This is a genomic window from Acidaminococcus hominis, from assembly GCF_022484025.1.
Lineage (GTDB): Bacteria > Bacillota > Negativicutes > Acidaminococcales > Acidaminococcaceae > Acidaminococcus > Acidaminococcus hominis.
The window spans coordinates 1,406,778-1,430,897 of the sequence record NZ_JAKVMG010000001.1; the positions used below are offsets into that span (position 1 = coordinate 1,406,778).

At 54.3% G+C, this 24,120-nt stretch carries 27 protein-coding genes; 2 read left to right on the forward strand and 25 right to left on the reverse strand.

Translation table 11 applies throughout. The features are described 5' to 3' along the window. Positions 1-4 precede the first annotated feature (4 nt). From floA to LKE88_RS06245, 14 genes are all read right to left on the reverse strand, one after another. Positions 5-1,003, reverse strand: coding sequence for a flotillin-like protein FloA (floA, locus tag LKE88_RS06180; protein WP_105326075.1), 999 nt, complete (start codon positions 1,001-1,003; stop codon positions 5-7). Position 1,004: 1 nt separating this feature from the next. Then, the gene (locus tag LKE88_RS06185; RefSeq protein ID WP_434735295.1) at positions 1,005-1,505 is read right to left on the reverse strand and encodes an NfeD family protein; all 501 of its coding nucleotides are present in this window, start codon (positions 1,503-1,505) and stop codon (positions 1,005-1,007) included. Positions 1,506-1,728: 223 nt separating this feature from the next. Further along, positions 1,729-2,901, reverse strand: a complete 1,173-nt coding sequence (locus LKE88_RS06190; protein WP_105326077.1) for an ABC transporter substrate-binding protein — start codon at positions 2,899-2,901, stop codon at positions 1,729-1,731. A 441-nt stretch (positions 2,902-3,342) separates the two neighbouring features. Further along, positions 3,343-4,710, reverse strand: coding sequence for an MATE family efflux transporter (locus LKE88_RS06195; RefSeq protein ID WP_105326078.1), 1,368 nt, complete (start codon positions 4,708-4,710; stop codon positions 3,343-3,345). Positions 4,711-4,820: 110 nt separating this feature from the next. Continuing rightward, positions 4,821-5,363, reverse strand: a complete 543-nt coding sequence (locus LKE88_RS06200; RefSeq protein WP_276803065.1) for a flavin reductase — start codon at positions 5,361-5,363, stop codon at positions 4,821-4,823. A gap of 139 nt (positions 5,364-5,502) precedes the next feature. After that, entirely contained in the window at positions 5,503-6,045 is a 543-nt protein-coding gene (locus tag LKE88_RS06205; RefSeq protein ID WP_105326080.1) for a flavin reductase, read from the reverse strand. Between the two features lie 275 nt (positions 6,046-6,320). Then, complete coding sequence (locus LKE88_RS06210; protein WP_105326081.1) at positions 6,321-7,013, reverse strand: vWA domain-containing protein; 693 nt, start codon at positions 7,011-7,013, stop codon at positions 6,321-6,323. Positions 7,014-7,130: 117 nt separating this feature from the next. After that, positions 7,131-8,120: a macro domain-containing protein gene (locus LKE88_RS06215; protein WP_105326082.1), complete on the reverse strand. Its 990-nt coding sequence runs from the start codon at positions 8,118-8,120 to the stop codon at positions 7,131-7,133. 23 nt (positions 8,121-8,143) lie between these two features. Next, positions 8,144-8,674, reverse strand: a complete 531-nt coding sequence (locus LKE88_RS06220; protein ID WP_105326083.1) for a flavodoxin family protein — start codon at positions 8,672-8,674, stop codon at positions 8,144-8,146. Between the two features lie 26 nt (positions 8,675-8,700). Then, positions 8,701-9,501 (reverse strand): MBL fold metallo-hydrolase, encoded by an 801-nt coding sequence (locus LKE88_RS06225; protein ID WP_231085942.1) that lies wholly within the window; start codon positions 9,499-9,501, stop codon positions 8,701-8,703. A gap of 12 nt (positions 9,502-9,513) precedes the next feature. Beyond that, a complete protein-coding gene (locus LKE88_RS06230) occupies positions 9,514-10,002 on the reverse strand; it encodes a prolyl-tRNA synthetase associated domain-containing protein (RefSeq protein ID WP_276803066.1) in 489 nt (162 codons plus the stop codon). Positions 10,003-10,110: 108 nt separating this feature from the next. After that, entirely contained in the window at positions 10,111-11,274 is a 1,164-nt protein-coding gene (gene cytX, locus LKE88_RS06235) for a putative hydroxymethylpyrimidine transporter CytX (RefSeq protein WP_105326086.1), read from the reverse strand. 193 nt (positions 11,275-11,467) lie between these two features. Continuing rightward, positions 11,468-12,118, reverse strand: coding sequence for a flavodoxin family protein (locus LKE88_RS06240; RefSeq protein ID WP_231085944.1), 651 nt, complete (start codon positions 12,116-12,118; stop codon positions 11,468-11,470). An 11-nt stretch (positions 12,119-12,129) separates the two neighbouring features. Further along, complete coding sequence (locus LKE88_RS06245) at positions 12,130-12,690, reverse strand: flavodoxin family protein (RefSeq protein WP_105326088.1); 561 nt, start codon at positions 12,688-12,690, stop codon at positions 12,130-12,132. A 181-nt stretch (positions 12,691-12,871) separates the two neighbouring features. Here LKE88_RS06245 and LKE88_RS06250 point away from each other — a divergent pair, with 181 nt between their 5' ends. Both LKE88_RS06250 and LKE88_RS06255 read left to right on the forward strand, forming a co-directional pair. Then, positions 12,872-13,225, forward strand: a complete 354-nt coding sequence (locus tag LKE88_RS06250) for a winged helix-turn-helix transcriptional regulator (RefSeq protein WP_105326089.1) — start codon at positions 12,872-12,874, stop codon at positions 13,223-13,225. 158 nt (positions 13,226-13,383) lie between these two features. Then, positions 13,384-14,331 (forward strand): 2-hydroxyacid dehydrogenase, encoded by a 948-nt coding sequence (locus LKE88_RS06255; RefSeq protein WP_231085946.1) that lies wholly within the window; start codon positions 13,384-13,386, stop codon positions 14,329-14,331. Positions 14,332-14,810: 479 nt separating this feature from the next. On the opposite strand, the gene LKE88_RS06260 is transcribed toward LKE88_RS06255, so the two are convergent. The 11 genes from LKE88_RS06260 to LKE88_RS06310 form a co-directional block, all read right to left on the reverse strand. Next, a complete protein-coding gene (locus tag LKE88_RS06260; protein WP_105326091.1) occupies positions 14,811-14,999 on the reverse strand; it encodes an ASCH domain-containing protein in 189 nt (62 codons plus the stop codon). 38 nt (positions 15,000-15,037) lie between these two features. Beyond that, the gene (locus LKE88_RS06265; RefSeq protein WP_105326092.1) at positions 15,038-15,226 is read right to left on the reverse strand and encodes a hypothetical protein; all 189 of its coding nucleotides are present in this window, start codon (positions 15,224-15,226) and stop codon (positions 15,038-15,040) included. Between the two features lie 38 nt (positions 15,227-15,264). Continuing rightward, positions 15,265-15,636 (reverse strand): hypothetical protein, encoded by a 372-nt coding sequence (locus tag LKE88_RS06270; RefSeq protein ID WP_105326093.1) that lies wholly within the window; start codon positions 15,634-15,636, stop codon positions 15,265-15,267. A 62-nt stretch (positions 15,637-15,698) separates the two neighbouring features. After that, positions 15,699-15,887: a hypothetical protein gene (locus LKE88_RS06275; protein WP_105326094.1), complete on the reverse strand. Its 189-nt coding sequence runs from the start codon at positions 15,885-15,887 to the stop codon at positions 15,699-15,701. A 38-nt stretch (positions 15,888-15,925) separates the two neighbouring features. Further along, complete coding sequence (locus LKE88_RS06280) at positions 15,926-16,285, reverse strand: hypothetical protein (RefSeq protein ID WP_105326095.1); 360 nt, start codon at positions 16,283-16,285, stop codon at positions 15,926-15,928. A gap of 458 nt (positions 16,286-16,743) precedes the next feature. Beyond that, positions 16,744-17,136: a 30S ribosomal protein S9 gene (rpsI, locus tag LKE88_RS06285; protein ID WP_105326141.1), complete on the reverse strand. Its 393-nt coding sequence runs from the start codon at positions 17,134-17,136 to the stop codon at positions 16,744-16,746. Between the two features lie 20 nt (positions 17,137-17,156). Then, positions 17,157-17,594 carry a 50S ribosomal protein L13 gene (gene rplM, locus LKE88_RS06290; protein WP_105326142.1) on the reverse strand — a complete coding sequence of 146 codons (438 nt, stop codon included), beginning with the start codon at positions 17,592-17,594 and terminating at the stop codon, positions 17,157-17,159. Positions 17,595-17,760: 166 nt separating this feature from the next. Continuing rightward, positions 17,761-19,224, reverse strand: coding sequence for a glutamate--tRNA ligase (gltX, locus tag LKE88_RS06295; protein WP_105326143.1), 1,464 nt, complete (start codon positions 19,222-19,224; stop codon positions 17,761-17,763). 79 nt (positions 19,225-19,303) lie between these two features. Continuing rightward, positions 19,304-20,557, reverse strand: a complete 1,254-nt coding sequence (locus tag LKE88_RS06300; protein ID WP_118287083.1) for a DEAD/DEAH box helicase — start codon at positions 20,555-20,557, stop codon at positions 19,304-19,306. Positions 20,558-21,140: 583 nt separating this feature from the next. Beyond that, on the reverse strand, positions 21,141-22,784 hold the full coding sequence (locus tag LKE88_RS06305) for a subtype B tannase (protein ID WP_105326145.1): 1,644 nt from the start codon (positions 22,782-22,784) through the stop codon (positions 21,141-21,143). A 136-nt stretch (positions 22,785-22,920) separates the two neighbouring features. After that, positions 22,921-24,117 (reverse strand): pyridoxal phosphate-dependent aminotransferase, encoded by a 1,197-nt coding sequence (locus LKE88_RS06310; protein ID WP_105326146.1) that lies wholly within the window; start codon positions 24,115-24,117, stop codon positions 22,921-22,923. Between the last annotated feature and the right edge of the window lie 3 nt (positions 24,118-24,120).

The following is a 24,120-nucleotide window of genomic DNA, read 5'->3' on the forward strand; positions in this document are numbered from 1 at the left end:
CCTCCTACTTCACCGGCTGGGAAGGTTTGGGAGCTGCTTCCTGGGAGCCAGCCGTCAGGCCTTCCCGCATTTTGGTATCGGCCAGCAGGTTGTTCAGCCGGTAATAATCCATCACTCCCAGATTCCCCTGCCGCAGGGCCTGGGCCAAAGCCTCGGGTACCTGCGCCTGGGCTTCCACCACCTTGGCCTGCATTTCCTGGGTATAGGCCCGCATTTCCTGCTCTTTGGCCACAGCCATGGCCCGGCGTTCTTCTGCCTTGGCCTGGGCAATATTCTTGTCGGCTTCGGCCTGGTCGGTCATCAGCTGGGCCCCAATGTTCCGGCCCACATCCACGTCGGCGATATCAATAGAGAGAATTTCAAAGGCAGACCCTGCATCCAGCCCTTTGCTGAGCACGGTCCGGGAAATATGGTCCGGATTTTCCAAAACGTCCGTATGCTCCTCGGAGGAACCTACGGTGGTAACAATCCCTTCGCCTACCCGGGCGATAATGGTGGATTCCCCGGCACCGCCTACCAGCCGGTCAATATTGGCCCGCACGGTAACCCGGGCCCGGACCTTCAGTTCAATACCATTTTTGGCCACAGCAGAAATCAAGGGCGTTTCAATCACCTTGGGGTTAACGCTCATCTGTACGGCTTCCAGCACATCCCGGCCAGCCAGGTCGATGGCTGCGGCCCGTTCAAAGGTCAGGGGAATGGCAGCCCGTTCTGCGGCAATCAGGGCATCCACCACCCGGTCCACGTCACCGCCGGCCAGGTAATGGGCTTCCAGCTGGTCCACATTCACGTCAAGACCGGCCTTGTTGGCCTTCACCAGAGGCAGGATAATCTTGGAGGGAATAACCCGCCGCAGCCGCATCCCCACCAGGGTAAAGATGTGTACGTTGACCCCAGCCGCCATAGCAGAGATCCACAGTCCCAAAGGCACAAAGTGCAGGAACAGGACAATTACCACCAATAAAACAATCACAAAAAAGGAACTACCTAGTAATGCCAGCATCTCAGTTCTCCTTTCGTACTACCGTGCGGCCGCCGGTAACGGCCACCACTTTCACCCGGGTCCCCGGCTCGTAAAATTCTCCGTCGGTAACGCAGTCCACCGGTTCCCCGTCAATCATTACCTTGCCTGCGGGCCGCAGCACCGTTTGGGCGATGCCCACCTTGCCCAGCAGGTCTTTCCGTTCCTCACTGCCCTGGTAGCCCCGTTCTGCGGTGGAACGCCAGCGCAGGGTCAGCCGCCGGCCCAGCCAGCTTTCCGGCATCAGCCGGATCAGCACGTAGGCGGCAAAAAGCAGCAGCACCAAAGCGATCAGCACCGCTACGGCAGCGGTAGTACCAGCGCCCAGGGAAAAATACAGGGCCCCCAAAAGGCACACCAGCCCTGCGGCTCCAAAGACCCCGAAGCCGGGAATCAGTGCTTCGATGCCCAGGAGGATGGCGCCAAAAACCAATAAATTGATTGCCATAACACCCTCCGTTTCTGCCAGTTTTCTACCTGGCAACAGATTAGATACATTGTACCATATCCCTGTTGCAATGTAGAAGGAAAAACAAATAAAGGAAAGCGAAATTGTTCAGAATTTCCAGGCATTGGCGAAAGTGAAAGGAAAAGAAGGACGGCAGGGCCAAAACTCGCCCCACATGAAAACGCCAGGTCAGGTTTCCCCAATCTGGCGTTTTCCCCTAGTTAGCAAACAATAGAAAGAAGTATGCAGTTTTTTAGGTTCAGGGATTAATCTTTTCCCTGAAGGTTTGGACACCATTCTTCAGTTCGATGATGGTGCCGCCGGTGATGGGATTGTGTTCCTTATCTACGGTGAATTTGCCTGTAGCAATGGGGAAATCCTTCATCTTGGCGATTTCTTCGGCAATCTTGGTGCCATCAGTGGTGCCGGCTCTCTTAATGGCTTCTGCCGCTACCAGTACGCAGTCATAGGCATGGATGGCGAAGCTGTCCGGTTCTGCGTTGTATTTGGCTTTGTAGTCTTTGATGAACTTTTGGATGGTAGGGTCCTGGTCCTGGGCAGAATAGGCACTGCTGAAGTAGGTATTGTTCAGGGCATCGGCACCGGCAATTTCTACCAGTTTCGGAGAATCCCAACCATCGGAGCCCAGAATCGGGCAGGTCAGGCCCACTTCACGGGCTTGTTTCACAATCTTGGAAACTTCTTCATAATAGGCCGGCACGTACAGGACGTCCGGATTGGAAGCCTTCAGTTTGGTCAGGGCTGCTTTGAAGTCCTGGTCCTTGGCCAGGAAGGCTTCTTTGGCAACCACTTTGCCGCCGCCTGCCTCGAAAGTCTTGGTGAACACGTCCACCAGGCCCTTGGAATAGTCACTGGAAGAATCAAAATAGATGGCTGCATTCTTCACGTTCAGGCTCTTCAGGGCGAAGGTTGCCATAACCTTGCCTTGGAAAGGATCGGTGAAGCAAGTCCGGAAGATATAGGGACGAACCTTGCCTTGTTCATCCACCGTAATGCCGGGAGCCGTTGCCGTAGGCGCAATCAGGGGGACCTTGGCGTTGGTCACCACCGGGGTAGCTGCCGCCACACAGCCGCTGGTAGCCGGGCCTACAATGACGGCCACCTTATCCTTGGAAATCAACTTGGTGGCCTGGTTGCCGGATTCGGAAGGCTCGGACTTGTTGTCGGCCTGAACAATGGTAATCTTTTTGCCGTTGATGCCGCCTTTGGCATTGATTTCGTCCACGGCCATGGTCATGCCGTTGTAGGCTGATTTGCCGTAGTTGGCCACGTTGCCCGTCATTTCGAACAGGGCGCCCATTTTCACTTCGTTGCTGTTGGCGGCCTGCTTTTTATCGCCGCAGCCTGCAAACAGTGTGGCCAGCGCCGTGGTCATGGCCAGTGCACCCACTGCTTTTTTCCATCCTTTCATGCCCAACACCTTCACTTCATTTTGATTTCTTGCCAGGGACCAGTGCTAACGAAAGCCTGTCTAACAAGTTAATGCCTATTATAGCATGTGTTTCCGATTTTGCAACACTTTATTTTACAAGTTTCTTAAATATTACCCGTATTGTATACCGTATTTATGTATACTTTGTTCTTTATTTGCTGTTTTTATGTACTTTTGTCCTTTATATAAATACTTTACCATTATTTTGTCCTGCTTGAATCTACTTCTTTAGTAGAACGATACCCTGTAAGTTCAATAAATCGTTTCCCATGAGTCTAAACAAATAAAATGAGGCAGAAAAAGAAAAATTCCGGCCAGAAAAACTGACCGGAGTTTTTTATTCCAAACGATACAAAATTGTGAAGCACCAAAAACCGCGGACGGGAACAGCCTTTCCCAGCAGGCCCTGGATTCCCCGCCCTAAATCACCCGGCAGGTTTCCCAGCTGCCCTTTTTGTACCGCCAGATAAAAATCAGCCCCCGAATGGTCCAGTCCAGGCACATGGCATAGGCAATGCCCAGGACCCCCTGGTGAAGCACCAGGGCAAAAAGGATGGAAAAACACAGCCGGACCCCCAGGGTGGTAAACAGGGACGTGGCCATGGTAAAGTTCACGTCTCCGCAGGCCCGCAGGCCTTTGCCCAAGGGGTCGGCAAAGGGGAATACCAGGGCGCTGAAAATATTGTGGATCAGCACCAGAAGAAGGGTCAGGCTCTTGGTCTGGGGCTCCAGAGCATAAAAGCTCAGCAGCACCGGGGTGGCGGCAAAGACCAGGGCATTCCAGCCAATGGCAAAAAACAAGGTGATTTTCGTCAGCTTATGGAAGTAATAGTCAGCCTGGGCAATGTCCCCTGCACCCATGCACTGGCCAATCACGGTAATGTACACCGGACCCATGGCAACACAGACCAGGGACGCCACGGACCAGATGCTTTGGGCCACGCCGTTGGCTGCAATCTGGTAGGTGCCAAACAGGGCCACCACGCTGGACAGGGCCACTTTCACCAGCTGGAAGATACCGCTTTCCACCCCGTTGGGAATGGCAATCCGCAAGATGGTATGCTGCAGAGCACCGTCCAACCGGAAGATCCAGTCTTTCACGTACCACACCGGGTTCACCCGGGAGAAACACAGGGCTGTCATCACCACTGCGGAAAAGCTCCGGGCCACCAGGGACGGCCAGGCCACCCCGGCAACCCCAGCGTGGAATACAAAGACGCCCAGACAGTTGCCCACCACGTTAATCAGGTTGGCCAAAATGGAAATGTACATGGAGGGACGGGTTTTCCCCAAGCTCCGGTACAGTGCCGAGCCTGCATTATAAATGGCCAGGGCCGGGTAGGAATAGGCAGAAATCCGCAGGTAGGTCACGCAGGCCTCCATCACCGCGGGCTCCACCCGGCCAAAAAGCAAGAGCATCAGCCGCTGATTGAACGCCAGCACCAGGGCGGAGCTGACCACCGAAAACAGGAGGGAGGCGGTCAGCAGCTGGGACGCAGAGGCTCGTGCCTTGGGCAGGTCCTTCCGGCCAATGTACTGGCTGATGACCACGGCACCGCCGGCAGCTAGGGCCACAAACAAATTGATAAAAATAACGTTGAACGCATTCACCAGGGAAACCCCGGAAACGGCGGCCTCCCCTACGAACCCCACCACAAACACGTCGGCCAGGCCCACCAGAGCCAGCAGCAGCTGTTCCAGGAATAAGGGAATAATCAGATCTCGTAAGGCTTTGTTGGAAAATAACGTGGGTAAGACTCCCTTTCTCCTGCATTTTGGGGCTTGCAGGCCGGCCCGGGGCGGTCTGCGCCCTTATCCTATTGTAGCGGCTGGGAGAAACTATGTTAAATGCCTATCCGATATCTTCTTGCATGCATTTTGCGCATAGAAAAAGCAGTTTATTTCTTTTCGTCCACGTACCGGATTTCCCCTACAAACACCACGTGGGGTTCCCATTCGCCCTGGGCATTTACCGGATACGCCGCCGGGTTGGCCTTGTAATATTCCTGGATTTCCGGATCCAGGTCTTCCTTGGCAAACTGGTGCTGGTAAAGCTTATGGCACACAAAGGAAATCTTGGCTTCCTTGTAGCTGAGTCCCCCTTCCGGGAGTTCCACCGGCGTCAGGCCCGCTGCCGCCGCCTTGTCTTCCTTGCGGCCAGAGTGAGAGCCCATATAGCCCAGGGCCTTCTTGTATTCCGGCGGAAAGAAGCTGATGGTAAAGGTATCGGCCTTTTTCAGCAGCTCGCAGGTATACCGGGCCGGATGCAGGTAGACCGTGGCCGTGGCGCCGCTTTTCCCTGGACGGGTCCACAGGGTACCAAAGCTGCCCCAGCCAATGGTGCAGCCATTATTCTTTTCCAGATTGCCTACGGGCACCAGCGCCCAGTTTTCCGGGAACATGTCCAAAATAGGGTATTGCTTACTCAGATAATCAGTCATTGAAATGTACTCCTTTCGCTTACAAAAGATATAATACTCTTTTTGTAAGAAAAGAGCCAGTACTCACTTTTGGGGAACTTGGTATGGAAGAAAATACCGCCCTGCGCTCTCCGCCGCAGCCCTGCCTGAAAAAAACAATTTATTTCTTCTCGTCCACGTACCGGATTTCCCCTACAAACACCACATGGGGTTCCCATTCGCCCTGGGCGTTTACCGGCAGCACCGCCGGGTTGGCCTTATAGAATTCCTGGATTTCCGGATCCAGGTCTTCCTTGGCAAACTGGTGCTGGTAGAGCTTATGGCACACAAAGGAAACACTAGCTTCCTTGTAGCTGAGCCCCCCTTCCGGAAGTTCCACCGGCGTCAGGCCCGCTGCCGCCGCCTTGTTTTCATTCCGGCCAGAGTGGTAGCCCATATACCCCAGGGCCTTCTTGTATTCCGGCGGGAAAAAGCTGATGGTAAAGGTATCGGCTTTTTTTAACAGCTCGCAGGTATACCGGGACGGATGGAGATAGACCGTAGCCGTGGCGCCGCTTTTCCCTGGACGGGTCCACAGGGTGCCAAAGCTGCCCCAGCCAATGGTGCAGCCATTATTCTTTTCCAGATTGCCTACAGACACCAGCGCCCAATCTTTCGGGAACATATCCAAAATGGGGTATTGCTTACTCAGATAATCAGTCATTGAAATATACTCCTTTCGCTTGCAACACATATAATACTCTTTTTATAGGAAAAGAGCCAGTACTCCCTTTCAAGGAATTTGGTATGGGAGAAGATCCCGCCCTAGAGATACTCTGCTCCTAGCTTAGACGCGCCTTGCCCAGCGCTTTCCCCCACAAAAAACGCCAGCCCCCGCTGCAATTGCTGGCAGGGGAGCTGGTGCTGGGTAAGGGAGCCCGCTAAAAGCTTGGAAAACGGTTTATTGATCGATAGAGAACAATTTGGGGCCGTCCGGCATTATAGTTTTTTGGTTTTCCCGGAGCTTTTCTTGGCGCTTCTCTTCGGTTTTCCAGAACGCTGAGCAGCATCCAGCCGGATGGATTCAAGGGCATCCTCCGGCACTTTGCCTACTGCGCGGAACTCGCTGACGGCCTCACTCATGGCCCTAAAGTTCAGTTCCGTACCGGCTTCGTCTGCCAGATAGTCCACCGCCCGGTCGGCACCAATGCCAAACTGGCTAGCCGTTTCCACCGCGTCCATATTGGCCCCCAGGAAGATGAACTCCCAGCCCTTGGCTTTCTGGGCCTCAATCAGGGCTTTGACTTTCTCCGTGGTGTACTCCCGGCTGGAATTTTCGTACCCGTCGGTGATAATCACAAACAGCACCTTTTCCGCCCGGTAATCCTCCGCCGTATTGGCCTGGACCTGTTTGATTTTCTGAATGGTTTTACCCAGGGCATCTAGCAGCGCCGTGCAGCCCCGCACATAGTAGTCCTTTTCCGTCAGGGGCGCTACCGCCTGGATATTGATCCGGTCGTGGAGCAGTTCGTACTGATCATCAAAGAGCACGGTGGTAAGCACGCATTCCCCCTCCACGGCTTTCTGCTTTTTCAGGAAGGAATTGTAGCCTCCCAGGGTGTCCGATTCCAGGCCTGCCATGGAGCCGCTGCGGTCCAAGATAAATACCAGTTCCGTTAAATTCTTTTTCATTCTAAAGCCCTCCTTTTGGGTTCTAAAAGCTTTTTCCGGGGTACCAGTTTGGGTACCTCCTTGTTGTCTTTAGCATACTCCCCATGGGAGGACTTTTGGTCGCTTGCCAGACGACAACTACGCCGCTCCCCCTAATAGGGGCTGGTCATAATGGAACAGGACTTCGTTGATGGCGTAGATGTCGTACTGACCCTTCAGGATAAAATACTGGACGATCACATCGAATTTCTGGCTGGGAGACAGGGCGTAGCCGGCCCGGGCCAAAAGGTCATCGGTTTCGTCCAGGGTCAGCTCCAGGGCAATGGCCAGGGCCAGAATGGTCCGTTTGGTAGGGCTATAGCCCTTCCCCGTGCGGATTTTGGAAAACAGCCGCCGGTCCAGGTTGGCCCGATGGTACACCTGGGCATCGGTCAGCCCCTTGGCATCAATCAGCCGCAAAAGCGTCACATTAAAGGGTTCGTCCAGGTGGCCCAGCAGGTTCTCCAGGTCCTGGGGCGCCAGTTTCACATTCTCGCAATAGCCCTTGGGCGGCAAGCTGATTTCCGAGGCGCAAAGCATTTCCTCGGCCACGCTTTCGTCCCCGCGGCGGGCCAAATACTGGTCCAGTTCAGCCAGCAGGTCTTTCTCCACCACAAAGGCCCGTTTATCCGGAAAAGCCAGATACACGTCCAGCTCCTGGGTTTCCAGGAAGGACTGGATGGCGGAGACCGCCACCCTCAGGGCCTGATCCTTGGGATAGCCGAATATTCCCCCGGAAATCAGGGGAAAGGCCACGCTGGCACAGTGGTTTTCCGCCGCCAGCCGCAGCGCGCTGGTATACGCCGACCGAAGCAGCCGCTCACTTTCTTCCGGATGCCGGGGGTTGTACACGGGCCCTGCGGCGTGAATCACGTACCTGGCCGGCAGGGCAAAGCCCGGGGTAAGGGCCGCTTCGCCAGTCCTGATGGGGGCCTTCTGGTCACAGGCCGCCTGGAGCTTTTGGGGCCCCGCCGCCCGAAAGATGGCGCCGCAAACCCCGGACCCCATCTGGAGCTGGGGATTGGCAGCGTTGACAATGGCGTCCACCGCCATTTGGGTAATATCCTGCTGTACAAATAACAGAGGCATTTTCTCCTCCTCCTTGCTTTCCGCTATTTTCCAACCTGGCTGCCGGCCGCATAGGCTTCTTTCATAGCCGGAGTGCCCAGCACCTCACCGGGCTGCCAGGCGTGTTCACCCCAGATGATTTTCCGTACCGGGCTGCCCAGCTCTGCCAAAATGGCTTCCAGGTCTTCCCCAGCCCTGCGCAGGCCGGCCTTTCCGTCGTGGCCAGTCACAATCACGTAGGCTTCCTTGCCTCCCAGGTCCTGCCATTTGGGCAGCAGCCGGTCAATCATCACCTTCAGCTGGCCGCTCATGGTAAGAAAATACGTAGGGGTAGCCCACACCAGCACCTGCGCCCCCTGGGTTTTCTCCAGGATTTCTGCCATAGCGTCCTTTTGGACGCAGCTGCCAGTGCGAAAGCAGGCGTAGCAGGCCTTGCAGGGGTGGATTACCTTCTCCCGCAAGGCGATTTCTTCCACCTGGTGCCCCGCTGCTTCGGCACCCCGGCGAAATTCCTGGCACAGCAGCTCCGAATTGCCCTGAGGCCGGGGACTGCCGTTAATCATCAGCACCTTCATGCTTTGTCTCCTTTCCGTCACTGTCCTCAAAGTTCAAGAACTTCCAAATCTTCCGGCACGTACACCCTGCCGGAAAAGAACTTTTTCCCTTCCTGGGTGTACAGCTCCTTGCGCCGCTCCAGCTGGTTGTCCTCCGTATGGTACAACAGCACGTTTTGGACCCCCAGCTTTTCCGCCGCCTGGCAGGCATGCTTTACCGTGGAATGGTGCTTTTCGTAGGGATAGAACACCGCCGCTTCCTCTTCCAGGCAGAACGCCTCGTGGAGCAGCCAGGTGCAGCCCCGGGCGTAGGGCTCCTCCCGTTCCGTATAGGGCTCGTCCCCGCAGCACACCAGGCTCTTTCCCCCGTCCAGTTCCAGCCGGAAACCAAACTGCTTGGTCTTGGTGGAGCCAATGTCAAAGAAGGTCACCTGCCGGCCGTTCACCCTGCGCTGCTCCCCATCTGCCACAGGAATAAAATGCACCCGGTCATCCAAAAAGCGAGTATATTTGTTTAGGAGCAGCTTCACCGCCATGTCCCGGAGCAGGTCCAGCACTTCCCGGTGCCCGTAGACGTTCACCTCCCCCTGGTACTTTCCGTCGTTCATAAAATGGCAGATCATCCGCACCATCCAAAGGACCCCCAGCAAATGGTCCACATGCTGATGGGTCACAAAGATTTCTTTGACGTCCTGCCAGTCATACCCCGCATGCTTCAGTTGGTGCAAAATCGTATTGCCCCCGCCGCCGTCCACCAGGAACAGCTTTCCCCCGTCATCCAGCAGAAAACAGGTATTGTAGCATTCCGTCACCAGGGCATTCCCCGTGCCCAGCATAATAAGCTTCATTGCAGATTCCCCCTATTCTCCTATTTTTACCCAGTGCACCTGCTTGCCCAATTTTTCCAGCAGCGCCATTAAAGCGTCCGCCGCCAGCCACAAAGTGGCCGTATTGTCGTTGGGGTGCACGCCGATTTTCTGATGCTGAAATTCTGCGTCCAAAAACAGGGTCACCCGGTGCTCCCGGTCGTTTAAAAGCCCCAGTGGCGTTACGAACCCGGGTTCCAGGTCCAAATACGCTTTCAGGTCTTCCGGCGAGGCAAAGGACAGCCGCCGGGTGCCGTTTGCCTCGCCAAAGGCCTTCAGGTCCACCCGCTTGTTTCCCCGGACAGTAAGCAGGTAATAATTCCGTTTTTTATCGTCCCGGACAAACAGGTTCTTGGCGTCCCATTCCGGGTAGGGCAGCGCCACGTCCCCCAGTTCTTCCATATTGTAGACGGCCTTGTGTTCCGTGAGTTCGTAGGGAATCCCCTGGGCCGTCAGGTAGGCCAAGGTTTCTTTTTTATCCATAGGGTACCTCCCAATCGCAGTTTTTTCTATTGTACCACGGCTCCTGGGTCGAAAAACCCCCAAGGAAAAGAAAAAGGACTTCCCGCCGCAGCAGGAAGTCCTCGTTTTTTATTTGTGGGGCAGAACTTTGTGAATCACCGCACTGGCCAGCATCACCAGCACAATCACCGGGAAGGTAATTCCCACCGGGGTCTGCACGTCCAAGAGCTCCCGGTACAGGGCGAAGCCGGCCAGCCACAGCACCAGGTTCAGCCAGTTGACGGCTTGGCTGCTGTGGTCCTGCTTCAGGATAAAGTAATCGGACAGCAGGATTGCGGTCATGGGTGCGAACACCGAACCGATGAAGTACAGGAAGTCTTCAAAGCTGCTGGCATCCACGGCGATGGCAATGGCAATTCCCCCAGCGCAGGCAATCAGGGCCAGGACCTTTTCCGAAATTCCGGGCAGCAGGCTCTTGCCGCTGACCCCGGCGGAGAAGGCGTCCAGGAAGGTAGTGGTCACCGTGGACAGCAGCACAATCAGAATGCCCACGACGCCCAGGCCGGCCTGAAGCAGGATTTTGGCAATGTCGTCCTGGCCGGTGTACAGGGCGGCACCCATGCCGATAATGAACATCCAGGTGCTGGCAGCAAAGTAGGCCAGACAGCTGGCCGCCGTAGCCTTAAAGGGCTTTGCGGCGTCCCGGGTGTAGTCGGAGATGACCGGCAGCCAGGAAAGGGGCATGGCCACCGTAAGTTCAATGGCTGCGCCCAGAGTCAGCTCCCCGGCAGCCTGGGGCACCCCGCTGCCCATAAAGATCACGTCGCTGAGCACCAGGGTCAGCAGGAACAGGGCAGCAATGACCACCTCGTTCACCTTCCCCAGGGTCTTCAGCCCCAGGATAATCCACAGGGCGATGAAGGCACCGATAATCAGGCTCCAGGCCGAAAGCCCCAGACCCGCCAGGGTATTGCCGGCAGCAGCTGCACTGGCAATCATCACGGCCGTCCAGCCAATGAGCTGAATCACGTTCAGGCCGGCAAACAGCTTGGCACCCTGGTGCCCAAAGGAAATTTCCACCGTTTCCATGGCACTGCGCCCGGTCTGGCCGCCGATGAGCCCGGCCCCAAACATCACAAGCCCGCCAATCACGTGGCCCACCAGGATGGCCAGCAGCCCCTTGGCAAAACCCAGGGGAGCCAGCAGCATCCCCGTCAGAATCTCGGCAATGGAAATCCCCGCCCCGAACCACAGCAGGGCGTTTGCTGTAACTGATGTTTTCACTGAATCCATATGTACAATTCCCCCACTTTCCCGCCGCAGACAAAAGCGCTGCCTGCGGCACACTTGCCTAAAAGTATAGTACAGGACAAGGGATTAGGCAAGAAAGGCAGCAGGAAAGGTCAACAATTCCTGAGAAAAAGGGAAAAATTGGGGCTGCTCCCCTTCCCCCCAGCTGGGGAGAAAAGCATTTTGGCAGCAGGGCTCAGGGGTTTTCCTGGACCATTTGGCGGCCCAACTGGCGTGCAGCTTCCAGTTCCTTGGGGAATACGGTCTCCCGGCGTTCCTTCCGCTGGGCCTCGTCAAAGACGCCCATGCTGTACCGCTTGTAATCAGGAACCTGGAGGGTTTCGCAGGAAGCCAGGGTGGTGACGGCGCCATGGAGGACCAGGGTATGCATATCGGCCAGCTCCTGGAAGCGGGCTTTGTAATGCTGGTTGTAGTAGGCTTCCGGGGCATTCATGGTGTAGATGAGCCCCAACGGCAGCTTCCCGGTAAAGTAGCTTTCCAGGGGCTTATCATAGGACAGACAGCAGAAAATCAGCCGCTCCCACAGGGCCCGGAACTGGGCGGTAGGTTCGCTGAGATAAATCGGAGAACCAATAAACAGCCCGTCTGCCTGGAAAATCCGGTCCAGCAGCGGGGACAGGTCGTCCTTCCAATAGCATTTGCAGCGTTGGGCTTCCACCCGCTTGCAGGCCATGCAGCTGCGGCAGCCGGTAAACTTCAGGTCAAACAGGTTGATCAGTTCCGTTTCCGCGCCGGCCTCCTGGGCCCCTTGTTGGGCAGCCTGCAGCAGCAGGGCCGTATTACCGTTTTTTCTGGGACTGGCGTTCAGCAAAATAATTTTTTTCATGATTGCTCCTCCTAACAAGTTTCGCCAATGGCTTCTCCAATTTTCCGGGCGGCAGCAGCGCTTTCCGGGTCCTCCACCTTGCCTTTGCCGTACAGACTCCCGTGGCCGTAGACCACTCCCAAATCCTTCCAGCCCATAGCCTGGGTAAACAGCCGGTGATACCAGTTCACCGGGTCCGGACACCAACCAGGCTGATTGGCGGTAAGCAGCAGCACGGACTGCTTGCTCCGGAGCTGTTCTGGCGACAGGGTCTGCCACAGGGCAAACAGCCGGTTGATGGCCGTCAGAAGGGGGCCGGTCACAAAAGCAAAGTACACCGGGGAGGCCAGGACAATGACCTCTGCCTTTTGGAAGGCCGGATAGATTTCCTCCATAGCGTCCTGTTGGACGCAGGGCCGGCCGTTTTTCCCGCACTGCCCGCAGCTTAGGCACCCGTGCAGCGGCAGGCTTTGCAGGTCAAATTCCTGGACGGTGTTCCCCTCTTTCCCGGCCCCTTCCCTAAAGGCCCGAATTAGTTCTGCGGTATTGCCGTTTTGCCGGGGCCCGCCGTTTAAGATCAAAATCTGGGACATTCTTCTCGCTCCTTTTGTTCTGCCTTGCAATTCGGGCAGCCCTATGGTATTCTTTAGTTAGAAAATTAACATAGGATAATTTTTAGCGTAGGTTTATTTTATAGCGTGTAAAAAGCCTGCACAAGTACGATTTTTAACAATACCCAGTATAGCAAAACATACTGGAAAGGAAGTGGAAACCATGTCTGAACCGGAGAGAAGCCTGGAAACGCCCCCGGAAGAAAAGGCCACCTGCCCCTGTATGGTCGCCCAGCGGCTGCTCCAGGGGAAATGGGCCATTGCCATTCTGTACCTGCTAAGCACCGGGCCGGTGCGATTCAACGAGCTTCAGCGGAAGCTCCAGAAAATCAACCACGCCACCCTGTCCACCCAGCTAAAGCAGCTGGAAACGGAGGGGCTCATTGTGCGCAAGGAATACGCCCAAATTCCCCCCAAGGTGGAATACTCCCTGACCCCCATTGGCCGGGAATTCCAGCCGGTGCTGGACAGCATTGGAGTCTGGGCCCAAAAGTACGTGGCTGCCCAAAAAAGTTAGTCTATAGTTGCCAAAGTCCCTGTCAGGCAAAATGTGCCGGGCAGGGGTTTTGTGCACTTGTGCAGCCAGGGGCCAGCAGCCCCGAAGCCCAGGGGAGACGGACCGCCTTGCGGCTCCATGCTATAATGGAAGTAACAGTAAAAGAAAGTGGTGATACTATGCCTCAAGTGGTTGTGGTAAACGCAGAAAAAATGAATTTTGACGGAAAACTGGATTTTTCGGTGTTGTCGGATTCTGTGGCTGTCTATCCCAGCAGCACCCCTGAAGAACTGCTGCAGCGGATCCAGGGCGCCCAAGTGGTGGTCACCAAGGAACTGCCCGTGCCGGCAGCCCTGCTGGAGCAGTTTCCACGCAGCGTGCAGCTGCTTGTGGAAGCAGGCACCGGCTACAACAATATTGACCTGGCAGCCGCCAAAAAGCAGGGCATTACGGTGTGCAACATCCCCGCCTACAGCTCCCAGCGGGTGGCCCATACGGCCATTATGCTGCTGTTAAACCTGGCTTCCACCATGCAGGTCCAGCTGGCCATGCTGGCCAAGGGAGATCACCGGAACTTCACCCAGCACCTGTTGGTGCCCCATACGGAAGTCAACGGCAAAACCCTGGGCATCATTGGCGCCGGCCATATTGGGAAACAGGTCATCAAAATCGCCCAGGCCCTGGAAATGCACATCTTGGTCCATACCCGGACGCCCCGGGAAGACGGGGACGGCATCCAGTATGTGGGGCTAAAGGAACTGCTGCAAAAAAGCGACTATGTATCCCTGCACTGCCCCCTGACCCCTTCCACCCGGCATTTGCTGAACCGGGAAACCCTGGCTCTGATGAAACCCAGTGCATTCCTGATCAATACCTCCCGGGGTGCCCTGATTGACGAACCCACCCTGATTGAAGCCCTGGAAAACCACCAAATTGCCGGGGCCGGACTAGACGTTCAGGAGCAGGAACCGCCGGCAGAGAATAATCCCCTGTACACCCTGCCCAACGTGATTCTTACGCCCCATATGGGCTGGAAAGGGCTGGAAACCCGCCAGCGCCTGGTCTCCATCATAGCCCAGGACATCCACCAGTTCCTGGCCGGCAGCCCCATTAACGTGGTAGGCTGACCTGCTGGGCAGCAAAAAATTGAGAGGGTTCCACCTGGTCTCCGGGAAATTCCTGGGACCGTGGAACCCTCTTTCACAAACGGTCATTGACAGCCGTTATATGAACATTCTATAATAACAGTGTTCATGTGACCCCGACCTGGGCATGAACGAAAAAAGCTTTTGGGTAAGCTTTTAGGACACCAGATGGGGTATCTGGTGCCATCGCTATCGTTTGTTTTTTTACTTGACCTAACTTATAGGATTGCATCGCCTTCCGGACGTCTATTGGCGATGACCGCTTAGCTACTGCGCAGCTGGGCGGTATTTTTTTGCCCTGAAACAGCCCGGGAAGCCAGCTGCAGCCCCTAAGCCCCTAGGCCCGTTAGCCGGGCAGTACTTTCCAAACCTCCCGGACATTTTCTGGAACGACAAAAGACGAGCGTTCGCTCGTCTTGGGGTGGTGCTTTATTTTCTTTTTCGGGCCTGAGGAAGCTCGGCTATTCTTTTTTGTATTCCTTACATTTTTCCTTATTATGCATGACTCCCCAGGGTTTAAAAGGCTTATACTTTAAGCAATCTCCTACTGTATAGTTTCTATCTCGTCTCCTATATACGCAATCTTTACATTGCTCTGGCTTCAGCAGAAAACCAACAAATGGTTGCGTTAAATTGCTATCTTTACGCATCTCTAATTCCTCCCATTTTAGGGTTTGGAGAAACTCGGTTATTCCTTTTTGTATTTCTTACATTTTCCCGTATTCTCCATAACTGCATCGGGTTTCGAAATTTTATACTTCAGGCAAGTACCTACGTCATAATCTCTATCAGGACGTTTGTAGGCGCAATCCTTGCATTGCTTAGGATCTAATGGATCTCCATAAAAAGGCTCTGTCAAATTACTATATTCTCGCATTTGTATTTCCTCCCTTTTTAAAGCCTCAGAAATCTCGTCTATTCGTCCAGATTGAAGGGGACGCCTGGAGAATTAACCATGGTTTCTTTATGATATTCCCACACTTTATTTTTCAGGTCTTCCTTAAAACCATCAGGTGGAAAACGACGTTTATCGCTTCCAATAGCATACTTTCCTGGAAACGTCTTCAATCCCTCCGCTATGGCTTTTCTTTTTTCCAAAGGAATATCAGTCGTTTTTTTCGGAACTATCACATAGGTAATGTGATTCAAGTAACTGTAAGGTTGCCGAAAAACCCTGATTTCCCGAAAAAACAAACGCACCAAGTAATACCAATGGTTGTCCATTTCCACCATATAGTCGTCTCCGTCTGACGTATAGAAAAGGATTTTGTTAGGTTTCGCCTTCATGCGCCAGCCCTCCTTATTTGACTTGCAAACATGCTGTATTTTTTGAGTCTCGGGATTCTCGGCTATTCTTTTTTGTATTCTTTACATTTCTCTTTGTTTTCCATAACTCCCCAGGGTTTTATGGTTTTATACTTTAAGCAGTCTTTGACATCATAATCTCGATCAGGCCGTCTAAAAATGCAATCTTTGCATTGCTGTGGGCTCACTGGGACTCCAATAAACGGTTGAGTCAAATTGCTATTTTTACGCATCTTTGCTTCCTCCCTTTTTAGGGCTTGGGGAAGTTCGGCTATTCGTCCAGATTGAAGGGGACGCCTGGTAATTCTTCGAGAATTTTTCTTCCCATTGCAAGCCATGGGTTAGAGAAATTTTCGTTGAATTTTCCATCAAGGATAGCAGGCAAACCTACATGGTAAGGGAATGTTTTAATCCCTTCTAACAGATTTTTCCTTACTTCCAGCGGAATATCACTGGTCTTTTTGGGCACTTCAATATAAGGCTGGTGATTAACATAGCTTAAAGGCTGCTCATAAACAAGTATTCTTTTTGCACCCAGCATGACTAAATAATACCAATGGTTGTCCATTTCCACCATATAGTCCGTTTTATCGGAATCGTAAAACAGAATCCGTTTAGGTTTCGCCTTCATCAGCCCATCCCTCCCCCATCTGCTTTCTTACTTCAGAATACACCGTTTTTCTTCCAAAGTAAAGGACGACCCGTTGCAGGAAAGTCGGGAAAAATGGACAGTCTATACATGAGGCCACGGTTCCCCGTGTATCCTTTCTACAAATTTTGAATTACCAGGCTCCGTGGAAACACACCCCACCATCGGTGATTGACGAAGGGCCGCAGCAGCCTTTATAATCAAGGTATCACAAACCCCTTCTGACTGTAGAAGGCGGCTGTGTCAAATCGGGGAAACCCCTGCAGCCTGCAACCCTCGTCAGGCGCAGGTTCCCCAGCTTCCTTCGTGGCCGCACTGCTCTTATTGCCCAGGCAGTGCGGCTTTTGTTTGTCCGCACAAGCGTTTTTGCGCATCAAAAAACCAGGTACATTCTTTGGGAATGTACCTGGTTTTGGATAGGTCCGCAGGGGACCCAAAAATTATCTTTTAGAGAACTGGGAAGCCTTACGAGCTTTCTTCAAGCCGTATTTGCGGCGTTCTTTTTCCCGAGGATCTCTGGTCAGCAGACCAGCTTTTTTCAGCAGGGGACGGAAGTCAGCATCCACTTTCAGCAGGGCACGGGCAATACCATGACGGATTGCACCAGCCTGGCCAGCAATGCCGCCGCCAACTACGTTAGCGATAACATCGTATTTGCCCAGGGTTTCCGTGGTATCCAGCGGTTGACGAACCACCAGTTCCAGGGTCTTCAGGCCAAAATATTGGCTCAATTCACGGCCGTTGATTTCGATCTTGCCTTCGCCCGGAACAAGGCGAACGCGAGCAACAGAGCTCTTGCGGCTGCCAGTTGCATTATAGGTAACTTTTGCCATTTTCTAGTTCTCCTCTCCTCTTAGCGAATATCGATGGTCAAATCTTCAGGCTTTTGTGCAGCATGAGGATGTTCAGAACCAGCGTATACATGCAGTTTTTTAATGATTTGATTGCCCAGACGATTGTGGGGAACCATGCCGCGGATAGCCATTTCAACCATCTTTGCAGGATCCTTTTCCAGCAGTTCGCCGGCTTTCGTATACTTGTCACCGCCCAGATAACCGGAATGACGGAAGTAGATTTTTTGAACCAGTTTTTTACCGGTCAGTCTCACTTTAGCAGCATTGATAACGATGACGTTGTCACCAGTATCCATATGCGGGGTAAAGGTAGGTTTATGTTTACCGCGGAGCACCTTAGCAACTTCAGCAGCCAGACGGCCCAAAGTCTTATCGGTGGCATCCACTACATACCATTTGCGTTCAATGGTAGACGGGGTTGCCATGTATGTTTTCATCCTTATTCCTCCTATAAAGCTTTTACTTTAGCGTATCCGGTGATGACTCTTTGGGAGGCTGCCGGGGCTAACGGCACGGTCTCAAAGTGATACCCATATATTATAAACATTATTTAGATACTTGTCAAAGGGAAAAAGTATCTTTTTTAACATTTTTAGGAATTTTTTACGCCTTTTTGATGTAGGCAATGGCCTGCTGCAGCCGGGCCAGGGTCTTTTCCTTGCCCAGGAGCACCATGACGTCAAACATACCGGGGCTGAAGGTCCGGCCGGTCAGGGCCAAACGGGTGGGATGGATTACCTTGCCCAGGGACAGGCCCAGGTCTTCCGCCAGTTTGTTGTAGGCATCTTCCGTGGTCTTCAGGTCAAAGACTTCCAGGGCAGCCAGGGCGTCATAGCATTTTTGCAGCAGCTCTGCGGCTTCGGGCTTAAAGAACTTGGCTGCGCCCTTTTCATCGTAGCTTTCCACGTCCTTAAAGAAGTAAGCAGAAGCGTCCGCCACTTCTTCCAGGGTCTTCACCCGCACCCGAACTACATCCACCAGATGGTCGAAGTATTCCTGGTGGGCCGGCAGGTAGTTGTCGTCAATGAGGCCGGCCTTCTTGAAGAAGGGCACGGAAGCATCGGCAATCTCCCGCAGGGGCAGGGAGGACAGGTACTGGCCGTTAAGCCAGGTCAGCTTCTTCACGTCGTAGACGGCAGCCTTCTTGGACATTTTGCTGAAGTCAAAAGCCTTTACGGTATCTTCCAGGGTGAAGATTTCCTGGTCATTGCCAGGGGCCCAGCCCAGCAGGGTCAAGTAGTTGATGATGGCCTGATGGACATAGCCTTTATCCCGGAATTCCTCTACGCTGGTAGCGCCGTGGCGCTTGCTGAGCTTGCTCCGGTCGGGAGCCAGGATCATGGGCATATGTCCAAACTGGGGTACTTCGTAGCCCAGAGCTTCGTACAGCACGATCTGCTTGGGGGTGTTGGACAAATGTTCTTCCGCCCGCAGTACGTGGGTAATATGCATCATATGGTCGTCCACCACTACAGCAAAGTTGTAGGTGGGGATACCATTGGTTTTCATGATGACGAAATCATCGAATTGGTTGAAATCGAAGGTTACGTCCCCGTGAATCATGTCATGGACGGTAATGGGGCCGCTGGCCGGCAGCTTAATCCGAACAGAGTACTTTTCGCCGGCTTCCACCCGCTTTTTGGCTTCTTCCGGGGGAATATCCCGGCAGGTGCGGGCATAATGGAAGGGCTGCTTCAGGGCTCTTTGTTTTTCCCGCTGTTTTTCCAGGTCTTCTGCCGAGCAGAAGCAGTAGTAGGCTTTGCCGCTGTCCACCAGTTCCTGGCAGATTTTCCGGTAGATATCCAGCCGTTCGGACTGGTAATAGGGACCGTAGTCCCCGCCCACTTCCGGGCCTTCATCCCAGGACAGGCCCAGCCACTTCAGGCTGGTAAGAATCTGGGAAACGGAATCTTCCTTTAACCGTTCAATATCCGTATCTTCAATACGCAGGATCAATTTCCCGCCTTGGCTTTTGGCAAACAGCCAGTTGAACAGTGCCGTTCTGGCACCACCGATATGCAGATACCCCGTAGGACTGGGGGCAAATCTTACACGAATTTCACTCATTGCCGACACCTCTTCCCATCGTTTTCCCTACAATGTTTTTCATTATACCACGCAAATCCGCTGATTTCAGCAGAAAGTGTTATTTCTTTTTATTCTTCTGTTTCCGGGAGGCTTCCGCGTACTTGGTACCCCGTTTGTTGGGGCCCACGGCGTTTTTGCCCCGGCTGGGCACGTGTTTCTTCTTGGGGCGCACCGGCTTCATGGTCCGGCGCACGGTTTCCCCTGCCAGGTTCTGGCGCTCCAGGGTGATGTTCAGTTTCTGCTCCAGGTTTTGGAGCCAACGGGTTTCGTCCGCGGTGTAGAAGGTAATGGCCATGCCTTCGTTACCGGCCCGGCCTGTCCGTCCAATGCGGTGCACATACCAGTCCGCATCGTGGGGAATGTCGTAGTTCACCACCTGGGTGATGCCTTCCACGTCCAGGCCCCGGGCAGCAATATCGCTGGCCACCAGAATCTGGAGCTTGGCCTTCCGGAAGTTTTCCATCACGGTCCGGCGCTTGGCCTGGGACATATCCCCGTGGAGCACGTCCACGTTGAAGCCTTCCCCGTAGAGCCAGTCGCTAAGGGCAATGGCCCGTTCCTTGCTGGCGCAGAACACCAGCATCAGGTAGGGGTTGTACCGGTGGATCAGGGTGGCCAGGGCCTCCTGCTTGTGGTCTTCGTTGACCTTGATGCAAATCTGCTGGATGGTGTCCGCCGTAGCCTGTTTGGGGGCAATGTCAATCAGCAGGGGGTTGGTGGTAATCTTCCGGCCCAGCTTCCGCACTTCCTCGTCCAGGGTAGCGGAACACATCATGGACTGGTGCTGCTGGGGCAGCAGGGACAGGATGGTCTCAATATCGTCCCCAAAGCCCTGGCGGAGCATTTCGTCCACTTCGTCAAGCACCAGATACACCACCCCGCCCAGGCTGGTGTTGCCCTTGCGCAGATGGTCCAAAAGGCGGCCGGGCGTTCCTACCAGAACCTGGGCCTTGGTGGAAATCTTCCGTTTTTCTTCTTCAAAATCCCGTCCCCCGCTGACCAGCAGGGTATGGATTCCCGTATCGCCGGTGAGCTTGCGGATTTCCCCAGCGGTCTGCTGGGCCAGCTCCCGGGTGGGAGACAAAATCAGCGCCTGGACGTATTCCTTTTCCGGCACCACTTTATCAAACAGGGGAATCACAAAGGAAAGGGTTTTTCCCACCCCCGTCTGGGCCCGGGCAATTACGTCCCTCCCGGCCAGCAGGGCCGGTATGGCCCGCTCCTGGACAGGCGTGGGGATATCCTTCCCCGTCTTGTGGAGCTTCTCTACCATCTCCGGATTCACTTTCAATTGGGCAAAACCAGCTGCCATTGTGTCATCTCCTCTCGCTATTTACCTTTTTTGCAAAACTTTCCCCGCCCCGTGGCGGGGACAAAGCAAGGTACTACGCATACAATCGTATCTTTTATTATACCGTATGGCAGGGGCTTCGGTAAAGCAGAAAAGCATAAATTGTCCGTTTCTCGTGAAAATTTCACAGTCCTTCCCCTACGGCCTGCAAGAAAAAGAAGGGGCTGTGAAAAAATGAAACTTCTATCGTCGCCTACGGCGGCACTTCCTACACTCTTGCAGGAAGCGTTCTAGAGCTCTACTGGTCAAGTGAAAGAGAAAGATAGTACTACTATTTACATACCGTAATTTCATCTCTAACCCCGTTTTGCACATGACTCGTATAAGCCTAAGACTGGCCCCTTCAAGCGTGAAGGGGCTGTCAGCCTGTAGGGCTGACTGAGAAAGTTTAACCAAACAAAAGCGATTGGCTGAGAAAATTTTGATGTTCGGATATAGCTAAAACAAATGAATGCTAAAGAAGGGGCTGTGGAAAAATGAATACTCATTTTTTCACAGCCCCTTCCCGCATTTCACTTTTTATTCGCCAGCGCCCTGCAAAGCCTTAATGGCAAATACTGTCCATCCAGGCAAAAAGCTGGTCCAGGTCGTAATCCCCGGCGTGGCCCTTGCCCCAGACGGCAGCAAAGTTCACGTCAGCCCCGGTATTTTGCAGTTTCAGGGCCAAAATGGCGGGAATGGCAATGGCCGTATCCCGGTCCACGCTGCCGTGGCGGATCCGCCAATGGGGTGCCACGGTAACGCCCCGTTTGCCGATATAGGCCAGAGGGCTCAGGAGTTTGATATCCTCCGCCGGCGCCAGGCCGTTTTTGTCCGTCCGGTGCTTCAGGGAATACTCCGTAAAGTGCCGGGGTACATTGCTGCTGGTACCGAATTCATCGTTTTCCCCGGAAGTGCCGTCCAGCTTGTCAAAAGCCGGAGCCGCCTTCAGTCGAGTAGCGTACACGGCATATTTGCCCAGGTCCATAGCCACAGCCTTGCCGTTTTGGATGGTCAGCCAATCCAGACCGGACAGATCCTGCCCTGCAGCCAGGGCTGTCTGGGCGGAAGCCAAATACACGGACTTGATGTAATCGGCAAAGCTGCCCTGCCCCTTCTTATCCAGGGTCAGCAGCCTGCCGCTGGGGTCCTTGAGCCCCAGACTGTTCACGTAGGCCGGGAACAGTTTCTTCAGGTCGTCAGAGGTTTCCTGCTCCAATTTGCTCATGACCTGGACGCTTTGGGTTTCCTGGGGCGCATTCTCCGGCCGGCCTGCGGCTGCGCCCTTTTGGGAAGCGGCAGCAGCTTTGGGAGCACCTTGGGGCATTCCCTGGGCCCCGGGCATGCCTGGGAGCCCGCCGGGCATTTTGTTCTGGTGGTAGAAATTCACCCCGTTAAAGACCCATTCGTAGGCCATATCTGCATGGGACAGGTTGGTAATGGGGCAATAGTCACTGGAAGCGTAGATATCGTCCCGTTCTTCTGCGGCGCCGATTTTCTTCAGGGCCGCCTCATAATCCTTGCTGTTGCCGGTGGCCCCCAGCAGGGCGGACAGGGCGCCCCCGGCGCTGGTGCCGTTGGAAATGATCCGCTCCGTATTGCCGGCGGGCAGCCGCAGCTGGTTGTGGCGCAGGTAGCGGACCGCCGCCTTGTAGTCCACAATCAAGGCCGGTGCCTTGCCCACATAGGCGCCGTCCGCGCCCTGGGTGGTACGGCCCCGAATGGCCGGGGCAGCCACCACGTACCCTTTGGACAGGGCCACCAGGGCAGCGTTGGGACCCCCGCTCATCCGGTCCTTTTCCTGGGGTTCATCGGCGGTACCGGGCATATAGCCCCCCACCTTGTTGGGCAGGAAAATAGGCGCTGTCTGGGCGGTGTAGCCGTTGACGCTTTTGCCCTCCAGGTAAGCAGCGGGCACAAACAGATTCATACTTTCGTATTCCACATTTTTCGGTTTGCTGACATAGACAATATTCCGGTAGGCGTAGTAGTCCACCTGCTGGTTCTGGTAGGTTTTGCTTTCCCGGATGCCCTTTTCCGGGTGGAAGGTCAGGTCGTAGGTTTTCTGGGCCTCAGTCCCGGTTTTCACGGCTGCTGCCGAAGGCTTTTGGGTATCGGCCGCCCAAACGGCTGCCGGTGCATAACAGGAGGCACCCGCCAGGATGCCGCAGACAAGGGCTGCCGAAAGCAGCTTTTTCGATTGACGCATACAATCAGATCCTTTCTTTCCCATATACAAAAAGAAGAACAACGACGATGCAAACCCTGTGCAGCTATCGTTGTTCTTCCCCAATTTCTATTTTATTGTAATTCTTTTCCGTGCAAGAGTCAAACGCTTGCTTACCTTAGAGGGTCCGGCCCGGATATTGTTTCAGGCCTTCGGCCAGAATGTGCATGGCCTTTTCCAGGTCCTGGCAGTTCAGCACATAGGCCAGCCGGGCTTCATCCACACCCAGGTTCGGGTTGGAGGCGTAGAAGCCGCTGCCGGGGGTAATCATGACCGTTTCGTTGTCAATGGAAAAGTCTTCCAGCAGCCATTTGGCGAAGCTTTCCGTATTGTCCACCGGGAGTTTCACCATGACGTAGAAGGCGCCTTTGGGCTGGGAGGAAATCACCCCGGGCATGGCTGCCAGGGCAGCTTTGATGGTATCCCGCCGTTTGGTGTATTCCGCCTTCACGTCAGCCCAATAGGACTTGGGCGTGCTGTAGAGAGCAGCCGCACCGGCCATTTCCAGTTCTGGACAAGCCAGCCGAGCCTGGCAGCTCTTTAACAGTTCTGCCTGGAGGGCCTTGTTCCGGGTAATCACGCAGCCGCTTCTGGCGCCGCAGGCAGAGTACCGCTTGGATACAGAATCGATGAGCACCAGGTTATCGTTCAGTTCCGGCAGGGAAGCAAAACTGGTGTAGTCCCCGTCGTAGACAAATTCCCGGTACACTTCATCGGCAATCAGGGTCAGGTCGTGTTCCAGGACAATGTCCGACAGCCGTTTCATTTCTTCGGCGTTGTAAATGACGCCGGTGGGATTGCCGGGATGGGTAATCAGAATGGCCCGGGTCCGGTCGTTAATGGCCGCTTCAATCTGTTCCCGGCTGGGCATCCGGTAGCCGGTGGCAGGATCTGCGGGCACCCCGTTGATTTCCACGTTATAGGCGCCTACAAAGCTCTTGTAGTTGGCGTAGAAGGGCTCAAACATCACAATGTTGTCCCCGGGATCGCAGGTGGTCATCACCGCAAAGGCCAGGGCTTCGCTGCCCCCGTTGGTGATGTAGATATCGTCAAAGTCAAAGTGGATATTCCAGCCTTCATAGTACTTCTGGATAGCTTTGATCAGGTTCTCGTCCCCCTGGCTCTTGGCATAAGCCAATACCTTGGGATGGCAGGCGGCAACCCCTTCATAGAAGCTTTCCGGCGTAGCAATATCCGGCTGGCCAATGTTCAGATGGTAGATTTTGCGGCCGGCTTTCTCCGCCCGGTTGGCAATGGGTGCCAGTTTCCGGATGGGAGAGGTAGGGATGTTCAGTGATCTTTGAGAAATATACATAGC